Here is a 22,607-nt window from a genome sequence, read left to right on the forward strand (position 1 = left end):
CCGGAGGCGGCGCGAACTGGCAGGGCGCGGCGGTGGACGTGGAGACGGGGCAGCTGTTCGTCTCGTCGTCGAGCACGCTGATCGTGGTGGAGGTGGTGCCCTACGATCCGCCGGCCACGGTCGGGTACTTCACCGATCCCTGGGGTGTCGGGCTGTCCGGACCGCAGGGACTGCCGCTGTTCAAGCCGCCCTACAAGCGCGTTACCGCGATAGACCTCAACAGCGGCGAGCAGGCCTGGATGCAACCCCACGGGGACGGCCCGCGCTACCACCCGGCGTTGCGCGACCTGGACCTGCCGCCCCTCGGCGGCGGGGGCGGTCTCAGCTCCGGCCCGCTCGTGACACCGACTCTGCTGATCATGAACCACGGCGGGCGCGGCTTCGCGTCGGCGGCCGATGCTGCGCTCGTCGAGGCCACGGGCGATCCGACCGCGGACGCCGCCCTGCTGATGGCGGCCAGCACGCGCACCATCAGCGCCTACGACAAGCAGACCGGCGAGCACCTCGGATCGGTACCCCTGCCAGCGACGCCGGGCGGCAACCCGATGACGTACCTCCACGAGGGGAAGCAGTACATCGTGGTCGCGGTCGGGCGCGGCGGTGCCGACGCGGAGTTGATTGCGCTGGCGCTGCCGTGAGCGGGCCGGGGAGCGGTCGCCGACACCTTGCCGGGGCGCCGTTCCCGATTCCCGCCGCGCGATGATCGACGCCTGTTCTGATACTTGCGGAAAGCCGGCGAACGGTCGGGAGGGGATATTCCGATGACCCAGGGACTGCATCGTCGTCTGGTTCCACTCGCGGCGGCGGCCGTTCTGGCGAGTGGCGGTTCCGCCGGGGCGCAGCCCTCGCTGCCCGACGGCGAGTGGCACGCCATCGGCCGGGACGCGGCCAACACCAAGTACTCGCCGCTCGACCAGATCGACGCGGACAACTTCACGGACCTGGCGATCGCGTGGCGCTGGACGTCGCTCTCCACCGCTGTGGCCGAGGCCAACGAGCGCATCCGTCCCAGTCAGTTCAAGTCGGTGCCATTGATGGCGGGCGGGCTGGTCTACGTCAGCACCGCGCTCGGGCAGGTGGCGGCGCTCGACGCCGGCAGCGGCGAGCCGGTCTGGACCTATGACCCGCAGATCTACGCGTATCTCGACCGGCCGCCCAACATGGGCTGGCACCACCGCGGGGTCTCGTATTGGAAGGACTCGCAGAGCGACGACGCGCGCATCTTCATCGCCAGCCACGACAAGCGGCTGGTTGCGCTGAACGCGCGCACCGGCCGGCGCTATCCCGACTTCGGCACTGGCGGCTACGTCGACCTCACGGCCGGCTTCGAGCGCGAGATCGACGCCTCGCGGATGACCTGGTCGTCCCCGGTCGCCATCGCCGGCGACACGGTGATCGTCGGCAGCATCGTGCAGGACGGGCGGATTACGCTGCGCGAGGCATCTCCGGGCCACGTGCGGGCCTACGCCGCGCGCACCGGCGAGATGAGGTGGATCTTCCGGACCATCCCGCGGGGCGACGACTTCGGCGCCGACACGTGGGGCAACGAGTCGTGGCGCTACAGCGGGCATTCCAACGTCTGGTCCTACATGGCGGTCGACGAGGAGGCGGGCTACGTTTATCTGCCGACCGGCACGCCGTCGAACGACTGGTACGGCGGCATGCGGCCGGGCGACAACCTGTTCGCCGAGAGTATCGTCGCGGTCGACGTCGAGACGGGCGAGCGGGTCTGGCACTTCCAGGCCATCCACCACGGGCTCTGGGACTGGGACTTCCCGACCGGGCCGAACCTGCTGGACATCACCGTCGACGGCCGCCCGGTCAAGGCCATCGCGCAGGTGAGCAAGCAGGGCTTCACCTACGTCTTCGATCGGATCACCGGCGAGCCGGTGTGGCCGATCGAGGAGCGGCCGGTGCCGCAAGGCAACGTGCCCGGCGAGTGGTACTCGCCCACGCAGCCGTTTCCGACGAAGCCGCCGCCGTTCGACCGGCAGGGCTTCGCGATCGAGGACGTGATCGACTTCACGCCGGAGCTGCGCGCCGAGGCGCTCCGGATCATCAACAGCCGGGCGCGGTTCGGGCCGCTCTTCTCGCCGCCGGTGGTGCGCGGGGCCGAGGTGCCGTTCATCCAGGTGCCGGGGGCCGGAGGCGGCGCGAACTGGCAGGGCGCGGCGGTGGACGTGGAGACGGGGCAGCTATTCGTCTCGTCGTCCAGCACGCTGATCGTCGTGGAGGTGGTGCCGTACGACCCGCCGGCCACGGTGGGGTACTTCACCGATCCTTGGGGCGTCGGCCTGTCGGGCCCGCGAGGGCTGCCGCTGTTCAAGCCGCCCTACAAGCGGGTGACCGCGATGGATCTGAACACCGGCGAGCAGAGCTGGATGGCGCCGCATGGGGACGGCCCGCGCTACCACCCGGCGTTGCGCGACCTGGATCTGCCGCCCCTCGGTGGCGGGGGCGGGATCGGCTCCGGCCCGCTGGTGACGCCGACGTTGCTGATCATGAACCACGGCGGGCGCGGCTACGAGTCGGCGGCAGACATGGCGCTGGGTGAGGCGACCGGTGACCCGACGGCGGACGCCGCGCTGCTGATGGCGGCCAGCACGCGCACTATCAGCGCCTACGACAAGGAGACCGGCGAGCACCTCGGTTCGGTGCCGCTGCCGGCGATCCCGGGTGGCAACCCGATGACGTACCTCCACGAGGGGAAGCAGTACATCGTCGTCGCGGTCGGCCGCGGCGGAGCGGATGCGGAGCTCATCGCGCTGGCTCTGCCTTGATGCATCTCGATCCGCGACTCGCCCGCGAGGTGTTGGGAAGTCATGCGAGTAGCCGGTCCGACAAGCGTCCCGCCTCTTCGTAACACGCCCTCGCATTGGCTCGGTCTTCCTGGTAGAGAGACCTGAAGCACCGTGCGCAGTTGGCATGCTGGGATCTGGGCTTGGTCAGCCCATCAATCTCACGCTCGGCGGCGTCGCGTTCCGTCGGATTCCCCGTACGGTTGAGCTCGAGATACGGCCACATCGCCCTGATCAGGTTGCACCGTTCGAGCCTCAGCTCGTCGCGCAGGTTGAGGCCGAAGAGATCGATGATGACTTGGCCGCGCCTGCGTTCATGCCCTTGTGCGTTACAGGGCACTGCAACGAAGCCGCGGAAGCAGACCAGTTCCTCGGGTGGCACGTCGTCCGTGCCGACTGGATTGACCAGGAAGGGTCGTTCTGACTGATTGAGTTGGCGGACGTTTTCGCCCTCCGTCCCACGCGGCCCACTGACTGGGAAACAGGTCTTCTTGTTGTCCTGGTTGCACGTCTTGCACGAGACGAGATAGTTGAGGCAGTCGTGAGCAAGCCACGGATAGCCGTCCTCCATGTCTTCGCCCGTCTCGAATTCATACTGAAGTCCGGAAATCGCCGTCGGCCAACGCGTGACTTCGCGCTTTGGTCGGAAGTGCTCAAGATCGTACTCGCGCCGTCCGCCCCACGTTCGGCCGGCTGCGCTTCCGCCTGGGCGCTGCTGCGGGCGAGGCATAGGTCGTTCGCAGTACCCGCACTTGAAGTGCTGAATGCTGACGAAGACATCCTTGATGCGGCTCCACGCAGGTTCTTCGCCATTCTCAGCTTGGGCAAGCCAGTTGGGATCGTGTTCCCGTATCCGGCGTCGTAGCTCTGTCGGACCAATCCGATAACCGATCATGGCCGCTGGCTCCGCTCGCCGCGTCTACTCGCCGTCGACTTGTGCCGCTGAGCCCAAGGACGTCATTTCCATGAACCGGACGGCTGCGCCCGGCTTTCCGCGCGACACGTCGCCCGACACTTTGCGGAGCTCCTCGTAGAAGTCCGGGGCCCGTGTCGACACGAGACCGAAATGAGAGCTGGTGAGGATCTGGTCGGCTGTCAATCCGTGGACTTCCCGATCAGGCGTTGCCAGAAAGGATGCGGTCTCGCCCTCCGCCAAGAGCAGGAACAGATTGGCCGACTCTACAGTTCCCGCCACGATGGGGCTGTGCGTCGTGCACAGGAACTGGAGTTGGGGAAAGGCTCGGGAAACGGTTGGTAGTACTTCGAGCTGCCACTGCGGATGCAGGTGTAGATCGACCTCGTCAATCATCACGATCCCGCGGTGGTCCACGAGAGCCGTTCCGTTCGGGCAACACTGACACATGTGGTAGAGGAGATCTCCAATCCACCCGATGTAGGCGCGGAATCCGTCTGACAGCGCGGAAAACGAAACCTCGAGGTCACGGTGGCTGAAGGTGTAGTCTCCGTTCAGCATCTTACCGTGAAAGTCGGTGCCGTCGGGCAGCAGCTCGTTCAGCAGCACTTCGACTTCTTGGTACCGCTGGAGGTTGGTCGCCTGGAGGGTCGGCAACCATCCCGCGAGTGGCATTAGCGTGGCCTGTTCCTCGAATAGGCTGGCCACCCTTTCGTAACGAACGTGCCGCAAGCGGCGGCGGAGGCTCGAATCCACCTTCGCGGAACTCTCAACGGTGCGGGAGACTCCGTAACCGACGAAGAAGAAGGCCGCCGAATCCTCGCTGTACATCGGATCCCAAACACGAGTTGCCAAAGCGGGATCGAACACGCATCTCTCCGTGGTACGCACACGCGAGATTCGTGCGATCAGCATTGGTTTGTCTGGTGGGGGGCCGCTGTCTCCTTCGCGATCCTGGTCGCTGAGTGCAACGTGTGCCTGGACTGCGGCGTCCCTGGGAGACTTGTCCACTTCCCGTCGCACAAGCGAATACGGTCGGTAGCCGGTCGATGCCAGGACGGGACTCATGAGTGCGAGCGCGGCCGCCTTGAGCGCCGCTGACTTGCCCATCCCGTTGTTGCCCAGGAGCAGGTTGATGTTGGGGTACTTCAGCTTCACGGACGCGACCGCCCCCGGGTAGCGGAAGGAGACGTCCGTGCGCCTGAAGGCCCGGAATCGCTCGATCTGCAGTGACTTCAGGTACATCGCATCAGCCCCACCCGCTCAGGACTTCGTCCACGCCCAAGCGGACGTCCACGGGACATTGTAGTAGCCGCCATTCAACGCTGACTCGTGCCCGACCCGAGTGCTATTGAACTCGAGCACGACGTCCTGGCTGGTTCAGGGCGGGCCGCAGGACTCACCGTGAGTCCGGCTTCACGAGCTCCGTCCCCAGGGTCCGGCCCTTGTCGACGGCCGGGACGCCCTTCTCCATCCACACCGGGGCGGGCGCGTCCTGCAGGTAGTAGTCGAAGAACTGCTGCATGCGGACCGCCCAGTCCTTGCGGTTGGCGTCGCGGCGCAGGCCATGGCCCTCGCCGTTGTAGTTGAGCAGCCACGCCGGTTTCTGCAGCCGGCGCAGGGCGACGAACAGCTCGATACCCTGGTACCACGGCACCGCCCCGTCCTCGTCGTTGTGCATCATCAGCACCGGGGTGCGGATCTTGTCGGCGAAGAACAGCGGCGAGTTGTGCAGGTACTCGGCGGTGGCTTCCCAGAGCGAGCCGCCGATGCGACTCTGCGTCCGTTCGTACTGGAACATCCGGCTCATGCCGGTCTGCCAGCGGATGCCGCCGTAGGCGCTCGTCATGTTGCTGACCGGGGCGCCCGCCTCGGCCGCGGCGAAGAGGTCGGTCTTGGTGATCATGTACGCGATCTGGTATCCGCCCCAGGAATGGCCCTGGACGCCGATCCGATCCCGGTCGACGAAGCCTTCGTCGAGGAGGTCGAGCACGCCGGGGACGACCGCGTCGAGGGCGCTCTCGCCCGGGTAACCGATCTCGTAGGGAATGTCGGGGATGAACATCACGTAGCCGCGACTGACGTAGAAGGGAACCGACACTGATGAGCTGCCCGGCCGGGGCGTTCGCCACGTATGGAGGCCGTCCGACATCCGCTCGTAGAAGTACACGAGCAGGGGGTACTTCTCCGCGGGATCGAAGCCATCGGGCTTGAACAGCATGCCCTGCAGCTCGACGCCGTCGTTGGATGTCCACTCGACGAGCTCGGCCGAACCCCACCGGTAGTCGGCCTGCTGTGGATTGGCGTCCGACACGCGCTGCATGTCGGTGATCCCACGGTCAGTCACCCACAGGTCCGGGAACTCCCGGAAGTCCTCGCGGGTGAGCAGCCAGCGGTCCGCGTCCTTCGCCTTGCCGCGCAGCCGGAAGCTCTTGTCCGCCATGACCACCTCGGCCGGTGAGGCCTCGCGGTCCGTGCGGCCCTGGTAGAGTCCGCCCTGCTTGCTCTGGTCGTGGAACGCCTGCCAGAGCGCTTCTCCCTCCGGGATGTGGTCCAGCTCGGGCTCGGTCCGCGCGTAGCGGAAGCGAGTCTGCGACTCCCTGCCCGCGCCCGCCGTGAGGTTGATGGTCCGGCCCGACTCGGGCTCGAAGCGCCAGACGTCGAAGCGGTCGTAGAACAGGAACGCGCCGTCGTCCGCGGTCCAGCCGGCCGAGCCGTAGGGGGGCGGATCGTGCGGGTGGTCGTCCAGCTCGTTCCAGACCGGGTGCGGAACGTCGGCGCTCGCGGTCAGCGGCTCACCGCGCTCCAGTCGCACCACCTTCCACTGCCGTTCTGCGCCGTTCCACCACGCCGCGTACTTCCCGGCCGGCGAGATGGCGGCGCGGGCGAAGCGCCCGACCTTGTTCGCAACGGGACGACGCGTTCCCCTGGCCAGATCGATGGCGTAGAGGTCGTTGTAGCGCCCGTCCCAGGACAGGAGCTGCCGGTACGGCATGTCGGTGACGCCGAGCGCGTGCCCGGCGTCCGACTCCGCGGCGAACCGGACCGTCGGGACGTCGGCCGTGCCCAGTTGCACGACAGCGCCGCCGTCCCGGTGGAACGCCGCAGCGTACGTGCGCTTCCGTTCGTCATCGGCCTGCACGAGCTGCATCGGCTGCAGGTAGGGGTCTTTCCAGTTCCAGATGTCGAGGGTGACCTCGTCCTCCTCCAGCGTCTCGTCCTCGGCTTCCGCCGCCGGCCGAGGCGCCGTCCCGAAGTGGAGAAGGGCGCCGCCCTCCGAGAAGCGGACCTCACCGTGCTCGCTGACCCACCAGCCGTCGGGAACCCCGTCCGTGCCGGAAGCGGCGAGGGGTTCTGCCCGCCAGTCCGGCGCCCCGGCCCGGTACAGCGTGAACTCGGGCTGGTCCGAGGTTGAATCGTCCCGGTCCGTCAGGAAGGCGACCTGCGCGCCGTCCTTCGACAACGCCAGTTGCTCATAGCGTCCGTCGCCCTCGAGCAGCGCGCGCTGCGTGACGTCGTCCAACGCCACCACGTGGGCCCCGTTTCCGGACCCGTCCTTCGTCGAGGTGGTGAACGCCAGGACGGCGGCTTCCTCGGCGAATTCGTAGTCGGCGACGAGGTCGTAGCGTGTCTCGTCACCGGTAGCCAGGTGCAGAAGGACCAGCGTGGAGCCTTCGTCCTTCTCGTCGTCGACATCTCCTTCCGCGGCCGTGCCGCTCTCGCTCGCTTCGCCTTGCCGAGCCCGTTCCCCGGTGGCGTTCTCCGCCTCCGATTCCCGGGAGCCGTCCGCGCCGTCTTCCTCCACCGGCATGTACGCGATCCAGCTTCCCTCTCGCGCGACCTCGTAGCTCTCCACCGGTCCGAGGTCGCGGATCCCGCTCGGCCCGGCGTCTCCGTCGACGATTACGGCGCCGATATCCGCCACCGCGAGGGCGTCCTTCGGGAGCTCCTCGCCCTCCTTTCCCTCGCGCTCGAGGGCGTCGACTTCCGATTCCAGCGCCGGGACCGCGTAGACGAGGTGGCGGGAGTCCGACGTGAAGGTCGGCCTTTTGCCCCGGACCGTCAGCGCGCGACCGCCTCCGGCGGCCGCTTTCAGGGTGAGCGCCGGGTCCCCCTCCATGGGCGTGAGGACGAAGGCAAGCCACTCTCCGTCAGGCGACAGGGTCGGGTCGTCGACGGTGTTCCAGTGCAGCACGTCGTCGTGGTCGAGGAATTCCCGCTGCGCGACAACGGGAACGGCGGCGCCGACGAGCAGGACGAAGCCGGTTGCGAGGGCCACCGGGGAGACTGTGGCGCGTGGGCACGAGTATCTCATCTTCTCATCTCCGGGTCGGGCTCCATCGGCGAGGAGCCGCCGCCGTTTCCATGCCTGTGGATAGTAACGGGTACAGGAACGGGGAAGATCCGGCGCCGGTCGGCCCGGTTCCCAGTCCGAGCAATCCTGCGAGCCGTTAAGATCCCCGAGTCCATGCGCAACGTCGGCCTGCTGCTCGTCCTCACCGCGCTCGCCACGGTCCTGGCCGTGCTGGGCCGCGTCTCCGCCGATGCCGATCACGAGACGCTGGCGGATTCGCTCGCGGCGATTGCCGACAGCCGGGGGCTCTACGGCCTGGGCGGCGGCGGGCGGTTGGTGTCGGGGCTGACGCTGATCGCCGCCGGGTGGTTTCTGTTCGGCGCCGCTGGTGATGGCGGGCGAGGGCGCGCGGCGGTCGTCCCGCTCCTGTTCGCGGTATCGGGGGCGCTCACCGCGTGTTCGGGGGCGCTTGCGGTCAGCCTGGCCGCGGCGCCGCGGGAATGGATGGATGTCGCGGGCCTCGAGCGGGTTGCGCTGAGCCACCAGGAGGCGACGGTGTGGCTGCGGCGGTTCACCGGGGCGGCCGGCTTTGCCGTTGCCGGCTTGGCGTTGATCGTCGTGGCAGGGCGGCAACGGCGCGCCGGCGGGACGCTCGAGCGGATCGCGCCGGCATCGGCCTTGCTCGGCCTGGCGATCCAGTTCGTCTGGCTCGATGCCGCGACGACCGTACACATGGTCACCGGAACCCTTTTCGTGGCGTGGCTCGTCGTTGGCGGCGGCATGCTGCTGAAAGGCCGGGCCTGGATTCCGGATTGACGACGCGCTTCTCGAATCCCTGTAGAATCAACCGGATCGGGTGATGGAGGGGGCCGGCGGCTGGCCGCCTCCATCGAGTCGGTGTTCCCGGAAGCGACCGATTCATCGCCGATGCAGTAGCTGGAAGTCCGGGCCGCAAGAATCCGATGCCGGAGCAGGCGACGCCGAGTTGAACGATGCCACGACGCGACAAAGGAGACCGTGCGATGAGTGAGCGAGCGCCGCAGGACACCCCTGCGGGCCACTGGATTTCGTACCGCCCCGAGATCAAGGTGATGGACTGCACCATTCGGGACGGCGGCCTGATGAACGACCACCAGTTCCCGGACGAGACCGTCAAGGCGGTCTACCAGGCCTGCGTCGAGAGCGGCATCGACTACATGGAGATCGGCTACATCAACTCGCGGAAGCAGTTCCCGCCCGGCCAGTTCGGTCCCTGGAAGCACAGCGTGGAGAGCGACATCCGCCGCATCGTCGGCGACAACGACACGCCGCTGAAGCTGTCGGCGATGGCCGACGCCGAGAAGAGCGACTACGCCGAGGACATTCTGCCCAAGTCGGAGAGCGTGCTCGACCTGATCCGGGTGGCCACCTACATCCACCAGATTCCGCTGGCCCTGGACATGATCAAGGACGCCCACGACAAGGGCTACGAGACCAGCCTCAACCTGATGGCCCTGTCGACGGTCCCCGAGCGGGAGCTGAACGAGGCGCTGGCGCTGGTCGCCCAGTCCGAGGCGGACGTCATCTGCATAGTGGACAGCTTCGGCGCGCTCTACTGCGAGCAGATCGACGACTACATGACCACCTTCCGGAGTTACGCCGCGCCGGCCGGCAAGGAAGTCGGCATGCACGCCCACAACAACCGGCAGCTCGCCTTCGCCAACACCGTGCAGGCGACGATCAAGGGCGCCAACCGGCTGGACGCCAGCATGGCGGGTCTCGGGCGCGGGGCGGGCAACTGCGCGATGGAGCTGCTGCTCAGCTTTCTGCACAACCCCAAGTTCCGGCTGCGGCCGGTCCTGCACTGCATCCAGCACCACATCGAGCCGATGCGCGAGGCCCTGAAGTGGGGCTTCGACTACCCCTACATGATGACCGGGGTGCTCAACCAGCATCCGCGGGCGGGGATGGCGTTCAACGAGTCCGACGACCGCGGCGACATCATCAAGTTCTACGACTCTCTGGAAGACCCGGACTGACGGCTCGGGCGGCCGCGGAAGATCATGCGAAGAGCAGTACTGGGAGCGGTGACGTTCGCCGTGGCGGGGACGGTGGTGCCGTCATGACCCTCCAGGACTTGATCCTCACCCTGTCCCGTTTCTGGTCGGAGCGGGGCTGCCTGCTGCAGCAGCCGCTCGACGTCGAGGTGGGCGCCGGGACGATGCACCCGGAAACGTTCCTCCGCGTCATCGGGCCGCGCCACTGGAACGTCGCCTACGTCCAGCCGTCGCGCCGGCCCGCCGACGGCCGCTTCGGCGAGAACCCCAACCGGCTCTTCAAGCATCATCAGTTTCAGGTGATCCTGAAGCCGTCGCCGGACGCCGCCCAGCGTCTCTATCTGGACAGCCTGCAGGCGTGCGGCATCGATCCGACCCGCCACGACGTCCGCTTCGAGGAGGACAACTGGGAGTCGCCCACGCTGGGTGCGTGGGGCATCGGCTGGCAGGTGCTGCTCGACGGGCTCGAGATCACGCAGTTCACCTACTTCCAGCAGGCCGGCGGCATGGACCTGGCGCCGATCTCGGTGGAGCTGACCTACGGGCTCGAGCGCATCGCGATGCACCTGCAGGGGGTGGACGACGTGTACGACCTTGCCTGGGCGCCCGGCGTCTCCTACCGGGAGGTGCGGCATCGCGAGGAGGTCGAGCAGTCGAAGTACGCCTTCGGGCAGGTCGAGCTGGAGGCCGGCGAGTTCGGGCGGACGCACCGCGACCTGTTCGACCGCTACTACGAGTTGGGAGAGCAACTGCTGGCGTCCGGACTGACCCTGCCGGCCCTCGACCACTGCCTGAAGTGCTCGCACACCTTCAACCTGCTCGACGCGAGCGGCAGCATCGGCGTGACCGAACGGGCCGCCTACATCCTGCGCGTCAGGAAGCTGGCCGTCGCCATCGCCGAGGCGCACGCGGCGTGGGAGCGGGGCCGATCGTCCGACGGGACCGGCGCCGAGCCGGCGGGCGGCGACGCGGCGGACGATGACGCGGCGCCGGGCCATCCGCGGGTCGAGCAGGTCGGGGAAGCGTAGGCATGGAATACCGGGAGCTGCTCCTGGAGATCGGTTGCGAGGAGATGCCCGCAAGCTGGATTCCGGGCATCGAGGCGCAACTCGCCGACCGGCTGGCCGCGCAACTGGACGCGGCGCGTATCGAGCGCCGCACGCCGGTGCGGGCGTTCGTGGCTCCCCGGCGGCTCGTGGCCACGGTTGCGGAGCTGGCCGATCGGCAGTCGGATCTGGAGGAGACGGTGACCGGGCCGCCCGTCCGGGCCGCCTTCGACGCGAACGGCGAGCCGACGCGGGCCGCCCTTGGCTTCGCCCGCAAGCAGGGGGTGGACGTCGCCGACCTGGCGCGTGTGCAGACGCCGAAGGGCGAATACCTCGCCTGTCACCGCCGTCAGGACGGGGAGGACACGCGGTCCCTGCTGGGGGGCGTTCTCGCCGCCACGCTGCGCGGTCTGGCCTTTCCCAAGGCGATGCGCTGGGACGCCACCCTGGGCGACGGGCGCGGCGAGTTCCTCTTCGGCCGTCCCGTCCGGTGGCTCGTCTTCCTGTACGCCTCTCGGGTGGTGCCGTTCGAGATCGGCCGGACTCCGGGCGCGGAGGCTGCCGGGGTGGCGCCGGTCCGGGCCGGCAGCGTCACCTACGGGCACCGGTTCTTCGGTGGCGACGGCACGCCGGGAGCGCCGATCGAGGTGACGTCGTTCGCCGACTACCGCGACCGTCTCGAGAAAGCATGCGTGCTGATCGATCGGGAAGACCGCAGCGTTCGCGTCACTCGCGAGTTGGAGGACCGCGCCAATGAGGTCGGCGGCCGGCTGGCGACGCTCGACCGGCAGTCGGCGCTCCACGCCGAGGTGCCGGATCTGGTCGAGCATCCCGCGGTGGTGACCGGGGCCTTTCCCGAGGAGTTCCTCGCGTTGCCCGACGAGGTGCTCTCGACCACCATGGTGCACCACCAGCACTACTTCCCGGTCGTCGACGAGCGGGACCGACTCTCGGCGCACTTTCTCGCGGTGACCAACACGCCGGGCGACGATCCGGCCGCGAGTGCCGCCGAGCGCCGACACGCGCAGGCCCGCAATGCGCGTATCGCCCGCAACTCGGAGCGGGTGCTCGTGGCCCGCCTGCGCGACGCGCGCTTCTTCTGGGATGCGGATCGGACGCAGCGGCTCGAGGACCGGCTGGACCGGCTCGACACCCTCCTGTTTCACAAGCGGCTCGGCAGCTACCGCGACAAGTCGAAGCGGGTGGAGGAGCTGGCGGAACGGATCGCCGGCGGCGTACTGGGCCAATCCGTCGAGGTCGCCCGAGCAGCGCGGCGCGCGGCAACGCTCTGCAAGGCCGATCTGGCCACCGACATGGTGGGCGAGTTCCCGGAGCTGCAGGGCGCCATGGGCGGCGTCTACGCGCGCGAGCAGGGCGAGCCGGAGGCCGTCTGGAAGGCCATCTACCACCATTACCTGCCGATTGGCGTCGCCGCCGACGATCCGCCGTCGCGCGACGACCTGGGCAAGGCGGCGGCTGCCTGGGCAGCGGTGGCGCTGGCCGACAAGGTGGACACCGTGGTGGGTCTGTTCGGCGCCGGCGAGAAGCCGACCGGGTCGCGTGACCCCCTCGGGATTCGCCGCCAGGCGCAGGGGATGCTGCGGATCCTGATCGATCTTCCCGAGCTGACCGGGCTGGACGTTCGCGTTCCTGTCGGAGCGCTTCTCGGACCCGCCCGCAACATGCACACGAAGGATGACTGGTCCAGGGTGTATTGGGCGCTGGATCGCAAGTGGAAGGACGGCCGGTCCGGGAAGGGTGTCGAAGAGGACACCGGACTCGGTCGAGAACGCGTGAAGGAACTGCTTGAGGAGCATCGATCCGAGGTGCGCCAGTTCACGGCGCAAGCAGGGTGGCCAGGCTATGCCCTGAAGTCCAGGCCCGTAGATTTTCTCCTCGAACGACTTCGCTACATTCTCGAGGAGCGCGGATTCGACCGTCGCAACGTGCGCGCGGTGACGCACCAGCCGCTCGACGAGATTCGGCCCCTGGATGCCCGCCGCAAGCTGGAGGTGCTTCCGGAATTCACCGACACGGCCGACTTCCGGACCCTGGCGACGCTGTTCAAGCGCGTCAAGAACATCGCGCGGGAGCGCAAGGACGGCAGCTCATCGGACGAGCAGTTCGAACCGGCGCTCACCGAACCGGCCGAGCGGGCGCTGCTCGATGAACTGAAGTCACGTCGCTCCATCATCGACGCTGCCGTCAGCACGGGCGCCGGGTTCCGCGAGGCTTTCGCCGAGGCCGCGAGGATAGGCCCGGCCGTCGACCGCTTCTTCAACGAAGTGTTCGTCATGGTCGAGGACCCGACACTGCAAAATGTCCGTCTGGGCCTCATGCAGCGGGTCGAGCAGGTCATCCTGCAACTCGCGGACGTCTCCGAGATCGTTCCGGAAACGTCGTCCTGACGATCCGGCCTCGTATATCCGCATGCGGAGCGGATTCGGTCCGGGGGAACCGCAGGCGTCGGCTGGACCTCCGGGCAGGGAACCACACCGGTCCGCGCACCGTCCAAGCCGGTAGACGGAGGGCCGAGGGATGGCACAGCAGACTGGCTGGGACTGGAAGAAGATTCTCCTCGTAGTCATGGGCGCCGCGGGCGTGCTGGTCTTCGCGCTTGTCGGGTTGACCGCAGTCGGCTTCGTCTGGGCGACGTCTACCGTCGAGCAGTTGGGCGACCCGGTCCTCGAGCCGGTTGACTCCAGCGTCGCGAGCCGGCACGCGGGCGAGCAGGCCGCCGGCGAGGGAAGTCCCGGGCAGCCGTTGCGGGTGGAGATCGAGCTGGAGGAAGGCGAGTTCGAAGTGCGTCCAGGCCCGCCGGGCGCCGGGGTCCAGGTGGACGGTTCGTATGCGAAGGGGTACTACGAGCTGATCGAGGATCACACGCCAGCGGGCGAGCCGGGCGGCCCGGCTACGACGATTCGTCTGCGTCCCGCCCACCCGTTCCTCGTGCGGCTGTTTGCCGGCGCGATCGGCGGGCACGACAACGTGCACAACGCGCTCACGGTCACCATACCGCCGGACGTTCCGATCGCGCTGACCTTGAGGCTGCGCGCCGGAGAGTCGCGTACCGATCTGGGCGGCCTGACCCTCACCGAGCTGGATGCCGAGCTCGTCATGGGGGAGCACCGGCTCGACTTCAGCGAACCGCTCGAGGGCGTTCCGAGCCGGGTGCACGTGGAAGGCGGCATGGGCGAGATCCGGGTCGAGCGTCTCGGCAACGCGAGAGCACGGGAAATCGAGATGTCTGGGCGGATGGGCAGCATGATTGCCGATCTCGGCGGCGACTGGCCCCGCGGCCAGGCCGCCGACCTGACGATCGAGAACACCATGGGCGAGTTCAGGCTGAATGTTCCGAACACGGTTCGGATCGCGCCCGACTCGAACGCGGCCAACGTCCTCGGCGCGGTCAGCCGCCTTCCGACGGAGGCCGAAGCGAGCGCCGAGACGCTGCTGCTGCGATTGCACATGTCGAACTCGATGGGCGAGACGCGGGTCAGGCGCTATTGAGGCTTCACAGGAAGCCGAACAGCGGCGGAAAGGCGACGACGACGAAGCCGGCCCAGACCGCGTAGACCGGCAGGTAGTCCGTCTGCCAGCGTTCGAGGGCGGAGAAGGGACCGCGGCCGCCTAGGAAGCGCGCGTAGAGCCAGGCCGACCAAGCCAGGTTCACCAGCAGGATCAGATTCTCGCCCAGCGCCGCCACCCGGTTCGGGCTGAAGCCGAATTCGGAAATGCGCCCGGCAATGGCCGCCAGCGCCACGCCGTCGAGGACGAGGGCGCTGACGACAAGCAGCAGCTGCAGCGCGTCGAACGCGTCGGGAGGAGCGTGCGGGTCGCGCGCCGAGACGGCATACAGCAGCAGGCCGAGGACGACCGCCAGGAGCAGGTCGAAGCCAATCAGCACCTCCCGTTCCACGTCGATGCCGCTGCCGGTCCAGACCATGGTAGCCAGAACGGCGAGCAGCACCGCAGCGAACAGCGGCGTGAACAGGCGGGTCAGCACGGGCGCCATGTTCTCGACGACGCTCTGCTTCGCCTCCACCAGCCACGCACCGACGATGACCGCGCCCAGCGCGCCGCACGGCAGCAGCCATTGTTGCGCGAACCACTCGACGTTTGCGCCGATGGCGGAGAAGGTGGCGAGGGTGAAACCGGTGAGCACGCCGCCGCCCAGCGCCATCAGCACGTAGTAGATGAACAGCTCGCCGGAGAAGCGCACGAAGTCCATGCGCCCGCCGCCGTCGCGCCAGCGTCCGCCGGCGTAGGCGACGCCCACCACCAGCCACAGCGCGATCGGCAAGTGCAGCGCCGCGAGCAGTATCGTGTGACCGCCGTGTGCGAACGGAAAGACATTGATGACGAGGGCGGCCACGGCGAACAGCACCGCCAGGCGCACGCATCCCGCCCGGTCCAGCCGACGCTTCCAGGCGAAGTAGCCGGCGAGGATCGGGAGCACGAAGAAACTCATGTTGCGGAAGTAGAACGGCCGGAGCTCTTCGTCGACATCGACCAGCGGCGGGTAGCCGAACAGCTCCGGAAGCTTCACCGCCAGCCCCGCGGCCGCCGCCAGGCCGACGACGACACGGGTCTCGACGGACGACGCCCGTCGTTCCGCTTCGGTCGCACCCGCGGGCGCCACCACGAGCTGTTTCCACAGCCGCTCGGAGTGCTCGCGCGCGAACTCCCGCGACACGGCGTCGAGGTTGCCCATCCGCTTGACCGCCACGAGGAAGGCCTCGTCGGCGGCGAGACCGGCGGCAACGAGCGCCGCCACCTGGTCGCGCAGATGCCCTTCGAGCTCCTCCACGTCGGCGGGGCGGATCGCCGGGCGCCGGCGCAGCCAGGACCGCCACTGCGCTATCTGCGCTTCGAGCGTCTCGTCGTGTCTTGCCATGGGTCGTCCTGTCCTTGGTCGTCGTCATCCGAGAGCCGGGAGTCTCCGCCGCAGAAGTCTCGCGCCGGCGATACTTCCAACGCGACCGTGAGGAGGTCGCGCGATGGCCGGGGTGAGCGTGCGCCAGATCCCGCGCAGGGCCTTGTCCACCACCTGCCATTGCTCGCGCTGCGCCGCCAGGTGCGCCCGCCCCGTCGCCGTGATGCGGTAGTAGCGTCGCCGCCGGCCGCTCTCCGCGGTGGCCCAGCGGGCCTGCACGTGGCCGAGACGCTCGAGGCGGTGCAGCACGGGGTAGAGCATCCCGTCCGTCCACCGGAGCTGCCCGCCAGACAGCTCGCCCACGCGCTTGATGATGGCGTAGCCGTAACTGTCGCCCTCGGCCAGGATGGCGAGAACGAGCGGTGCGGCCGAAGCGGCTACCAAGTCCTTGCTGATGTTCATCGTCCGGCACTCACGAGTGGATTCCCGCGCGACCTCATATACATAGCACAACTATACATAGCAATTCAATGTAGTTAGCCGTTCTTTGAGCGTGGGGCGGTCCGAGTCCTTTTTTCCCCCCCGGGCGCGGGGGGCCGATTTGGGGGGCACCTCGACGGATTGCTGGTGTGGATATCCACTATTGATATCCTCATAGAATTCCAGTACAGATATTCATGCCTGCAATCTCACTGAAGCTTCCCGAGCACTTGCTCGCGGCGTCCGGCGAGTGCGCCGCAGCGCTGCAATTGTCTCGTGCCGAGTACGTCCGGAGGGCGCTGGAGCGCATGAATCGCGACACGCACGCGCGGTTGCGCGCTGACCGGCTGCGGGGCGCCTCCCACCGAGTGAGACGGGAGAGCATGCGGGTCAACGCCGAGTTCGATGCCATCGAACGGGACTTCGATGCTTGAGCGGGGCGAGATCTGGGTCGCAGATCTCAATCCGCGCCGGGGAACCGAGCCCGGGAAGACCCGGCCTGTCCTGATCGTGCAGGCGCAGGCGCTGCTCGACGCCGGGCATCCCTCGACGCTCGTCGCGCCGCTTACCACAAGCCTGGTCGAGAACGCCTATCCGCTCCGCATCCGGATTGCCGCGACGGGCGGCCTGCAGCGCGATTCGGATGCTCTGATCGATCAGCTCCGGGCCATCGACAACCGCCGGCTGATTCGGGGTCCCCTCGCGCGGCTGGGGCCGCGGGTGATGCGACAGGTGGGGCAGGCGCTACTGGACGTCCTCGATCTGGCCGACGAATGAGCCGTCGGCCCGCCGCTCCTACGCCGCCCGGACCCAGCGGAGCAGCGTTCTGAAGTTCGGCGGCTTGCCGTACATCAGCAGACCGATGCGGAACACCTTGGCGGCGACCCACACGGCGGCGACGACAGACACGAGGCCGGTCCCTATCGACAGCCACACCTCCCACCACGGCGGGGGCTGGGTCGACGCCAGCCGCAGGACCATCCCGAACGTGTTGACGGGCGGCAGGTGGCTGACGGTGACGGCGAGCGCCGAGTCGGGGTTGCGCGAGACGGCCGGCCAGATGAACCCGGGGAGCATGACGATCAGCATCAGCGGCATCTGCAGCGACTGCGCCTCGGTCATGTCGTTGACCGCCGCGCCCACCGCCAGCATCAGCGAGCCGATCACGAAGAAGCCGATCAGGAAGAAGATCAGCAGGTAGAGAATCAGCCAGGGATCGAGCAGGCCGAACATCGAGAAGGACGACAGGGCCACGAGGCCGATCCCCAGGTAGAGGCCGATCATCAGCAGGCTGATCGCGACCGCGCCGAGCAGCTTGCCGGCCATCAGCTCCATCGGCGACACCGCCGACAGGAGTACCTCCACCACGCGAGTCGATTTCTCCTCGATGGTAGAAGTCAGCATGGTCTGGCCGCCGGCCATGATGCCCATGATCAGCAGGCCCATGAACGCTACCGGCAGGATGAAGTTGAATCCGCGAACCGTCTCGCGCTCGCTGTCGGGGCTGACCGTGGTCGAGGCCTGGCGCCGCACCCGGAGCAGAGCGTCGATCTCGGCGCGGTCGAGGGAGCGGGCCGCGATGCGCGCATCGACGATCGCATCCCGGACGTTGCGGTGGATGAACGAGAGGTCGCGGTCGTCGAGACCGGGAGCCACGTAGAGGTCGTAGGCGCCGAGCTCCCCGCCGGAATCCGCAGCCTGCACCGCGTGCTCGTGAATCACGATGAGAGCCGCGTGGCGCGGCCCGTCCGTTTCCTCGTTGAGCCAGCCTTTCGCCGCCTCGACGTCCGTGTCGGCCGCCAGTGCCAGCACGCGGACGTCGGGGGCGGGGCCGAGCGCCTCGTCGATCGACTCTGCGCTCGCCGTCTCGGCCATGCTGCGCACCGTTTCCGGGGCCTCGCCGAGGCTCCGGCGGAATGCCTCCAGCCGCCGGCGGGCGACCGGCTCCGGATCGAGTGCGGCCCGCATTTCCGGGAGCACGACGCCGGTCGGGTCGATGACGGCGTACTCACCCGCGATCCGGTAGGCGTCGTCGTCGAAGATGCGCGGCCCGACGATCACGAACGCGCCCAGAATGGCCGGCATGACGAGCAGGCCGAAGATGAAGCCCTTGGTGGCCACGGTGGCGACGAAGTCGCGGAGGGCGACGTGAAGGATGCGGGTCATGCCGGCGCCTCTTCCACCGTTTCCCGGAGCGTGGCGCGCAGCCGGTCCGCCTCGGTCGCGGCGGCGCCGCCGGCGACCAGCTCGACGAACACGTCTTCCAGACGCGGGCGCGAGAGCTCGATGCGGGCAGCCGGCGTCGTGTCCAGGATCCGCCGCATCGTCGCGGCCGGATCCGTCCCGGCCAGCAGCAGGATCTCCAGTCCCCGGTCGTCCGTCCGCACGCGCTCTATGCCGGCGATCGAGGCCAGCGCCGTCGTATCGGCTCCGGGATCGAGCGGCTCGAACCGGATCGAGCGCGGATCGTACCGGCTGCGGATGTCGCCGAGGTCGGCGTCCAGCACCTTGCGGCCCTCGTGCACCATGATGACGTGCTCGCAGATTTCCTCGGCCTGCGGCATCACGTGCGTGGAGAAGAGGACGGTCGCGCCCCGGCGGTGCTCCTCGATGACGAGGTCGCGCAGCATCCGCATGCTGACCGGATCGAGCCCGCTGAACGGCTCGTCGAGGATCAGCAGGTCCGGTCGGTGAATCGTCGCCGCAACGAACTGCACCTTCTGCGACATGCCCTTCGAGAGCTCGTCGCAGCGTTTCGATTCGACCCCGTCGAGGCCGACCCGCTCGAGCGCCCCCGCAATCCGCCGATCGAGATCGGGGCCGTCGGCACCCTTCAGGCGCGCCAGGTAGCGCAGGAACGGCTGTACCTTCATCCGCTTGTACATTCCCCGCTCCTCGGGCAGGTACCCGATGCGGTCCTTCGCTTCCAGAGCCGACGGGTGACCGAGGATGGAGATGGCGCCGGCATCCGGAAAGAGGATCGACATGATCATCCGGATCGTCGTCGTCTTGCCGGCGCCGTTCGGTCCGATGAAGCCGTAGAGCCCGCCCCGCGGCACCTCCAGGTCGAGCTCGGCGACGGCGGTCATCCGCCCGAACGTCTTCGTGACACCGGTCATCCGGATGGCGGGGTCCATGCTCCTCCTGTTTCCACTGTCGGTCCGTCCAGGCGGCGGCGCGCATTCACTCGTCTTCCCCCCGGGGGGCATGCTCCTCCTGTTTCGACGTCCGTCCGTCCCCCGCGGTTCCGGACACCGACGACGGCCCTGTCGTCCGGTCTCGGGCTGGCGCGTCGTCCGGGTGTTCACGCTAGAATAGCCGCGCGGTCGCACCGTCCACCATCGGAGACGCTCCAACAGAAAGCCGGATCCATACGCATGTCCAAGAAGCCGTCGGATAGGAAGAGCAAGCCCGCCAGGTCGACCAGGTCCACCGGCAAGTCGAGCGCGAAACAGTCAGCCGACAAGGCCAAGTACGTCTATTTCTTCGGCGACGGCTCCGCCGAGGGCGACCGGACGATGCGCGATCTGTTGGGAGGCAAGGGCGCGAACCTGGCCGAGATGACCAACGCCGGGCTGCCCGTGCCGGCGGGGTTCACCGTCTCGACCGACGCCTGCACGGTCTACTACGAGCAGCGCCGGCGGGTGCCCGCGGCCATCGACAAGGAGATGGACAAGCATCTGGAGCGGTTGGAGAAGCTGACCGGCGCCAGGTTGGGGTCGCCGAATCAACCGCTGCTCGTATCGGTCCGCTCGGGCGCCAAGTTCTCGATGCCCGGCATGATGGACACCATCCTCAACCTGGGTCTCAACGACCGCGCGGTCGAGGGGCTGAAGGCGCGCACCGCCAACGGCCGTTTCGCGTTCGACAGCTACCGCCGCTTCATCCAGATGTTCGGCAACGTCGTGCTGGAGATTCCCAAGGAGGCGTTCGAGGAGGAGTTCGACGGCGTCAAGGCGCACCGCGGCGTCGACCTCGATACCGAGCTCGACGAGATCGCCCTGCGCGAGGTGGTCGATCGCTTCAAGGCGGTGGTCATCCGCGAGAGCGGCGAGCCGTTCCCGCTCGATCCGCGGCGCCAGCTCCGGATGTCGCGCGACGCCGTGTTCCGGTCCTGGCAGAACCCGCGCGCGAAGGAGTACCGCCGCATCTACGACATCCCCGACGCCATCGGGACGGCCGTCAACGTGCAGGCGATGGTCTTCGGCAACACCGGCGATCGCTCCGGCACCGGCGTCGGCTTCACCCGCAACCCGGCGACGGGAGAGAACGAGTTCTACGGCGAGTTCCTCATCAACGCGCAGGGCGAGGACGTGGTGGCCGGCATCCGCACGCCGCAGCCGATCCGCGAGCTCGAGCAGGTGATGCCGCGCGCCTACGAAGAGCTTCGTACCATCACGAAGCGTCTGGAGCAGAACTACAAGGACGTGCAGGACTTCGAGTTCACCATCGAGGACGAGAAGCTCTACATGCTGCAGACGCGCAACGGGAAGCGCACCGGGCACGCCGCGGTGGTGATCGCCACCGATCTGGTCGCCGAGAAGGTGATCGAGCCGGAAGACGCCGTGCGCATGGTCGACCCGGACGCGCTGTCGCAGTTGCTGGCGCCGGTCTTCGACCCGGACGCCTGGGCCGCCTTGCCGGCGGTGACGAAGGGACTGCCGGCGTCTCCGGGGGCGGCCTGCGGCGAGGTGGTCTTCACCGCCGACGAGGCGGTGCGCTGGGCCGGCCAGGGCCGCGACGTGCTGCTGGTGCGCAAGGAGACGGTGCCGGACGACATTCACGGTATGCACGTCGCGCAGGGTGTGCTGACCGCGACCGGGGGCATGACCTCGCACGCCGCGGTGGTCGGCCGCCAGATGGGCAAGCCGTCGGTGGTCGGGGCGGGCGAGCTGCACGTCTCGGAATCCCGGCGCGTGGTGACCGTCAACGGGCAGAGCTTCGAGCAGGGCGACTACGTGTCGTTCGACGGACTGACCGGCGAGGTGAAGATCGGGCGCGTGCCGACCCGGCCCAGCGAGATTCTGCAGGTGCTGGCCGGCGAGCTAAACCAGCGCAAGTCGGATATCTACGGCCGCTTCTCGAAGCTGCTGAGGTGGGCCGACAAGGTCCGCCGGCTGGGCATCCGCGCCAACGCCGACCAGCCGGACCAGGCCGCCACCGCCTACGCGTTCGGCGCGCGGGGCATCGGCCTCTGCCGCACCGAGCACATGTTCTTCGGTGAGGAGCGGATCCCGATCGTGCAGCGGATGATCCTGGCCGAGACCGAGGCCGAGCGGCGGGCGGCGCTGGACAAATTGCTGCCGCTGCAGTGCGAGGATTTCTACGGCGTCTTCCAGGCGATGAAGGGGCAACCGGTCACCATCCGCCTCATCGACCCGCCGCTGCACGAGTTCCTGCCGAAGCGCGAGGAGCTGATGGTCGAGATTGCGCGCGCCGAGGTGCAGGGCGGCGGCGGGAAGGAGCTCGAGGAGCAGCGGGCGCTGCTGCGGCGCGTCGAGCAGCTCCACGAGTTCAACCCGATGATGGGGCACCGCGGCGTGCGGCTGGCGATCAGCTATCCGGAGATCGCCGAGATGCAGGCGCGCGCCATCATGGAGGCGGCCTGTCGGCTGGCCGGGGAGGGGACGAAGGTCGTTCCCGAGATCATGATCCCGCTGGTCGGCCACGTCGGCGAGTTCCGCGATCAGAAGGCGATCATCGACCGGGTGGCGGCCGAGACGATGACCACCGCCGGGGTCAAGGTGAAGTACCTGGTCGGGACCATGATCGAAATCCCGCGCAGCGTGCTCGTCGCCGGCGAGATCGCGGCCGACGCCGACTTCTTCTCGTTCGGCACCAACGACCTGACGCAGATGGCGTTCGGGTTCTCGCGCGACGACATCGGCAAGTTCCTGAAGGACTACCAGGACCGCGGCATCCTGACCCGCGACCCGTTCGAGACCATCGACACGGTGGGGGTCGGCGCGCTCATCCGCATCGGGGTGGAGCGGGGCCGCGGCGTGCGGCCGAAGCTGAAGCTCGGCGTCTGCGGCGAGCACGGCGGCGATCCCGCCTCGATCGATTTCTTCGAGGACGCCGGCCTCGACTACGTCAGCGCGTCGCCGTACCGTGTGCCGACCGCGCGGCTGGCCGCCGCGCAGGCGGCGCTCGCGCGCCGGTAG

At 68.2% G+C, this 22,607-nt stretch carries 18 protein-coding genes (1 of these 18 cut by a window edge); 11 read left to right on the plus strand and 7 right to left on the minus strand.

What is annotated here, in order from left to right; genetic code table 11:
* From F4X11_01155 to F4X11_01165, 3 genes are all read left to right on the plus strand, one after another.
* Positions 1-81, plus strand: the 3' end of a protein-coding gene (locus tag F4X11_01155) for a PQQ-binding-like beta-propeller repeat protein (GenBank protein ID MYN63629.1). 1,719 nt of this gene lie to the left of the window's left edge; 81 of the gene's 1,800 nt are visible here — the last part of the coding sequence; the start codon falls outside the window, past its left edge; the stop codon is at positions 79-81.
* Entirely contained in the window at positions 39-638 is a 600-nt protein-coding gene (locus F4X11_01160) for a hypothetical protein (GenBank protein ID MYN63630.1), read from the plus strand. Before F4X11_01155 ends, F4X11_01160 begins: the two co-directional genes overlap by 43 nt.
* 123 nt (positions 639-761) lie before the next feature.
* A complete protein-coding gene (locus tag F4X11_01165) occupies positions 762-2,780 on the plus strand; it encodes a PQQ-binding-like beta-propeller repeat protein (GenBank protein MYN63631.1) in 2,019 nt (672 codons plus the stop codon).
* A 40-nt stretch (positions 2,781-2,820) separates the two neighbouring features.
* Here F4X11_01165 and F4X11_01170 read toward each other — a convergent pair whose 3' ends face one another.
* The 3 genes from F4X11_01170 to F4X11_01180 form a co-directional block, all read right to left on the minus strand.
* Positions 2,821-3,693, minus strand: coding sequence for a hypothetical protein (locus F4X11_01170; GenBank protein MYN63632.1), 873 nt, complete (start codon positions 3,691-3,693; stop codon positions 2,821-2,823).
* 24 nt (positions 3,694-3,717) lie between these two features.
* Entirely contained in the window at positions 3,718-4,956 is a 1,239-nt protein-coding gene (locus tag F4X11_01175; GenBank protein ID MYN63633.1) for an AAA family ATPase, read from the minus strand.
* A 154-nt stretch (positions 4,957-5,110) separates the two neighbouring features.
* Positions 5,111-8,026, minus strand: coding sequence for a S9 family peptidase (locus F4X11_01180; protein ID MYN63634.1), 2,916 nt, complete (start codon positions 8,024-8,026; stop codon positions 5,111-5,113).
* A gap of 153 nt (positions 8,027-8,179) precedes the next feature.
* Between F4X11_01180 and F4X11_01185 the strand changes: the two genes are divergently transcribed.
* From F4X11_01185 to F4X11_01205, 5 genes are all read left to right on the plus strand, one after another.
* Positions 8,180-8,821, plus strand: coding sequence for a hypothetical protein (locus F4X11_01185; protein MYN63635.1), 642 nt, complete (start codon positions 8,180-8,182; stop codon positions 8,819-8,821).
* A 206-nt stretch (positions 8,822-9,027) separates the two neighbouring features.
* Positions 9,028-10,023 (plus strand): nucleoid-structuring protein H-NS, encoded by a 996-nt coding sequence (locus F4X11_01190; protein MYN63636.1) that lies wholly within the window; start codon positions 9,028-9,030, stop codon positions 10,021-10,023.
* Positions 10,024-10,106: 83 nt separating this feature from the next.
* Positions 10,107-11,069 carry a glycine--tRNA ligase subunit alpha gene (locus tag F4X11_01195; GenBank protein MYN63637.1) on the plus strand — a complete coding sequence of 321 codons (963 nt, stop codon included), beginning with the start codon at positions 10,107-10,109 and terminating at the stop codon, positions 11,067-11,069.
* A 2-nt stretch (positions 11,070-11,071) separates the two neighbouring features.
* Positions 11,072-13,495, plus strand: a complete 2,424-nt coding sequence (gene glyS / locus F4X11_01200; GenBank protein MYN63638.1) for a glycine--tRNA ligase subunit beta — start codon at positions 11,072-11,074, stop codon at positions 13,493-13,495.
* 130 nt (positions 13,496-13,625) lie between these two features.
* The gene (locus F4X11_01205; GenBank protein ID MYN63639.1) at positions 13,626-14,597 is read left to right on the plus strand and encodes a hypothetical protein; all 972 of its coding nucleotides are present in this window, start codon (positions 13,626-13,628) and stop codon (positions 14,595-14,597) included.
* Between the two features lie 4 nt (positions 14,598-14,601).
* Here F4X11_01205 and F4X11_01210 read toward each other — a convergent pair whose 3' ends face one another.
* Positions 14,602-15,984 carry a hypothetical protein gene (locus tag F4X11_01210; protein MYN63640.1) on the minus strand — a complete coding sequence of 461 codons (1,383 nt, stop codon included), beginning with the start codon at positions 15,982-15,984 and terminating at the stop codon, positions 14,602-14,604.
* A gap of 24 nt (positions 15,985-16,008) precedes the next feature.
* Positions 16,009-16,425: a PadR family transcriptional regulator gene (locus F4X11_01215; GenBank protein ID MYN63641.1), complete on the minus strand. Its 417-nt coding sequence runs from the start codon at positions 16,423-16,425 to the stop codon at positions 16,009-16,011.
* A 215-nt stretch (positions 16,426-16,640) separates the two neighbouring features.
* Here F4X11_01215 and F4X11_01220 point away from each other — a divergent pair, with 215 nt between their 5' ends.
* Together F4X11_01220 and F4X11_01225 are read left to right on the plus strand one after the other, a co-directional pair.
* Positions 16,641-16,877: a hypothetical protein gene (locus tag F4X11_01220; GenBank protein MYN63642.1), complete on the plus strand. Its 237-nt coding sequence runs from the start codon at positions 16,641-16,643 to the stop codon at positions 16,875-16,877.
* The gene (locus tag F4X11_01225) at positions 16,870-17,220 is read left to right on the plus strand and encodes a type II toxin-antitoxin system PemK/MazF family toxin (protein MYN63643.1); all 351 of its coding nucleotides are present in this window, start codon (positions 16,870-16,872) and stop codon (positions 17,218-17,220) included. Before F4X11_01220 ends, F4X11_01225 begins: the two co-directional genes overlap by 8 nt.
* Before the next feature lie 18 nt (positions 17,221-17,238).
* Here F4X11_01225 and F4X11_01230 read toward each other — a convergent pair whose 3' ends face one another.
* Both F4X11_01230 and F4X11_01235 read right to left on the minus strand, forming a co-directional pair.
* On the minus strand, positions 17,239-18,609 hold the full coding sequence (locus F4X11_01230; GenBank protein MYN63644.1) for an ABC transporter permease: 1,371 nt from the start codon (positions 18,607-18,609) through the stop codon (positions 17,239-17,241).
* Positions 18,606-19,652: an ATP-binding cassette domain-containing protein gene (locus tag F4X11_01235; protein MYN63645.1), complete on the minus strand. Its 1,047-nt coding sequence runs from the start codon at positions 19,650-19,652 to the stop codon at positions 18,606-18,608. The genes F4X11_01230 and F4X11_01235 overlap by 4 nt, the downstream gene beginning before the upstream one ends.
* A 168-nt stretch (positions 19,653-19,820) precedes the next feature.
* On the opposite strand from F4X11_01235, the gene F4X11_01240 reads away from it, so the two are divergent.
* Positions 19,821-22,607 carry a pyruvate, phosphate dikinase gene (locus F4X11_01240; GenBank protein ID MYN63646.1) on the plus strand — a complete coding sequence of 929 codons (2,787 nt, stop codon included), beginning with the start codon at positions 19,821-19,823 and terminating at the stop codon, positions 22,605-22,607.

This window comes from Acidobacteriota bacterium, assembly GCA_009861545.1.
GTDB lineage: Bacteria > Acidobacteriota > Vicinamibacteria > Vicinamibacterales > UBA8438 > WTFV01.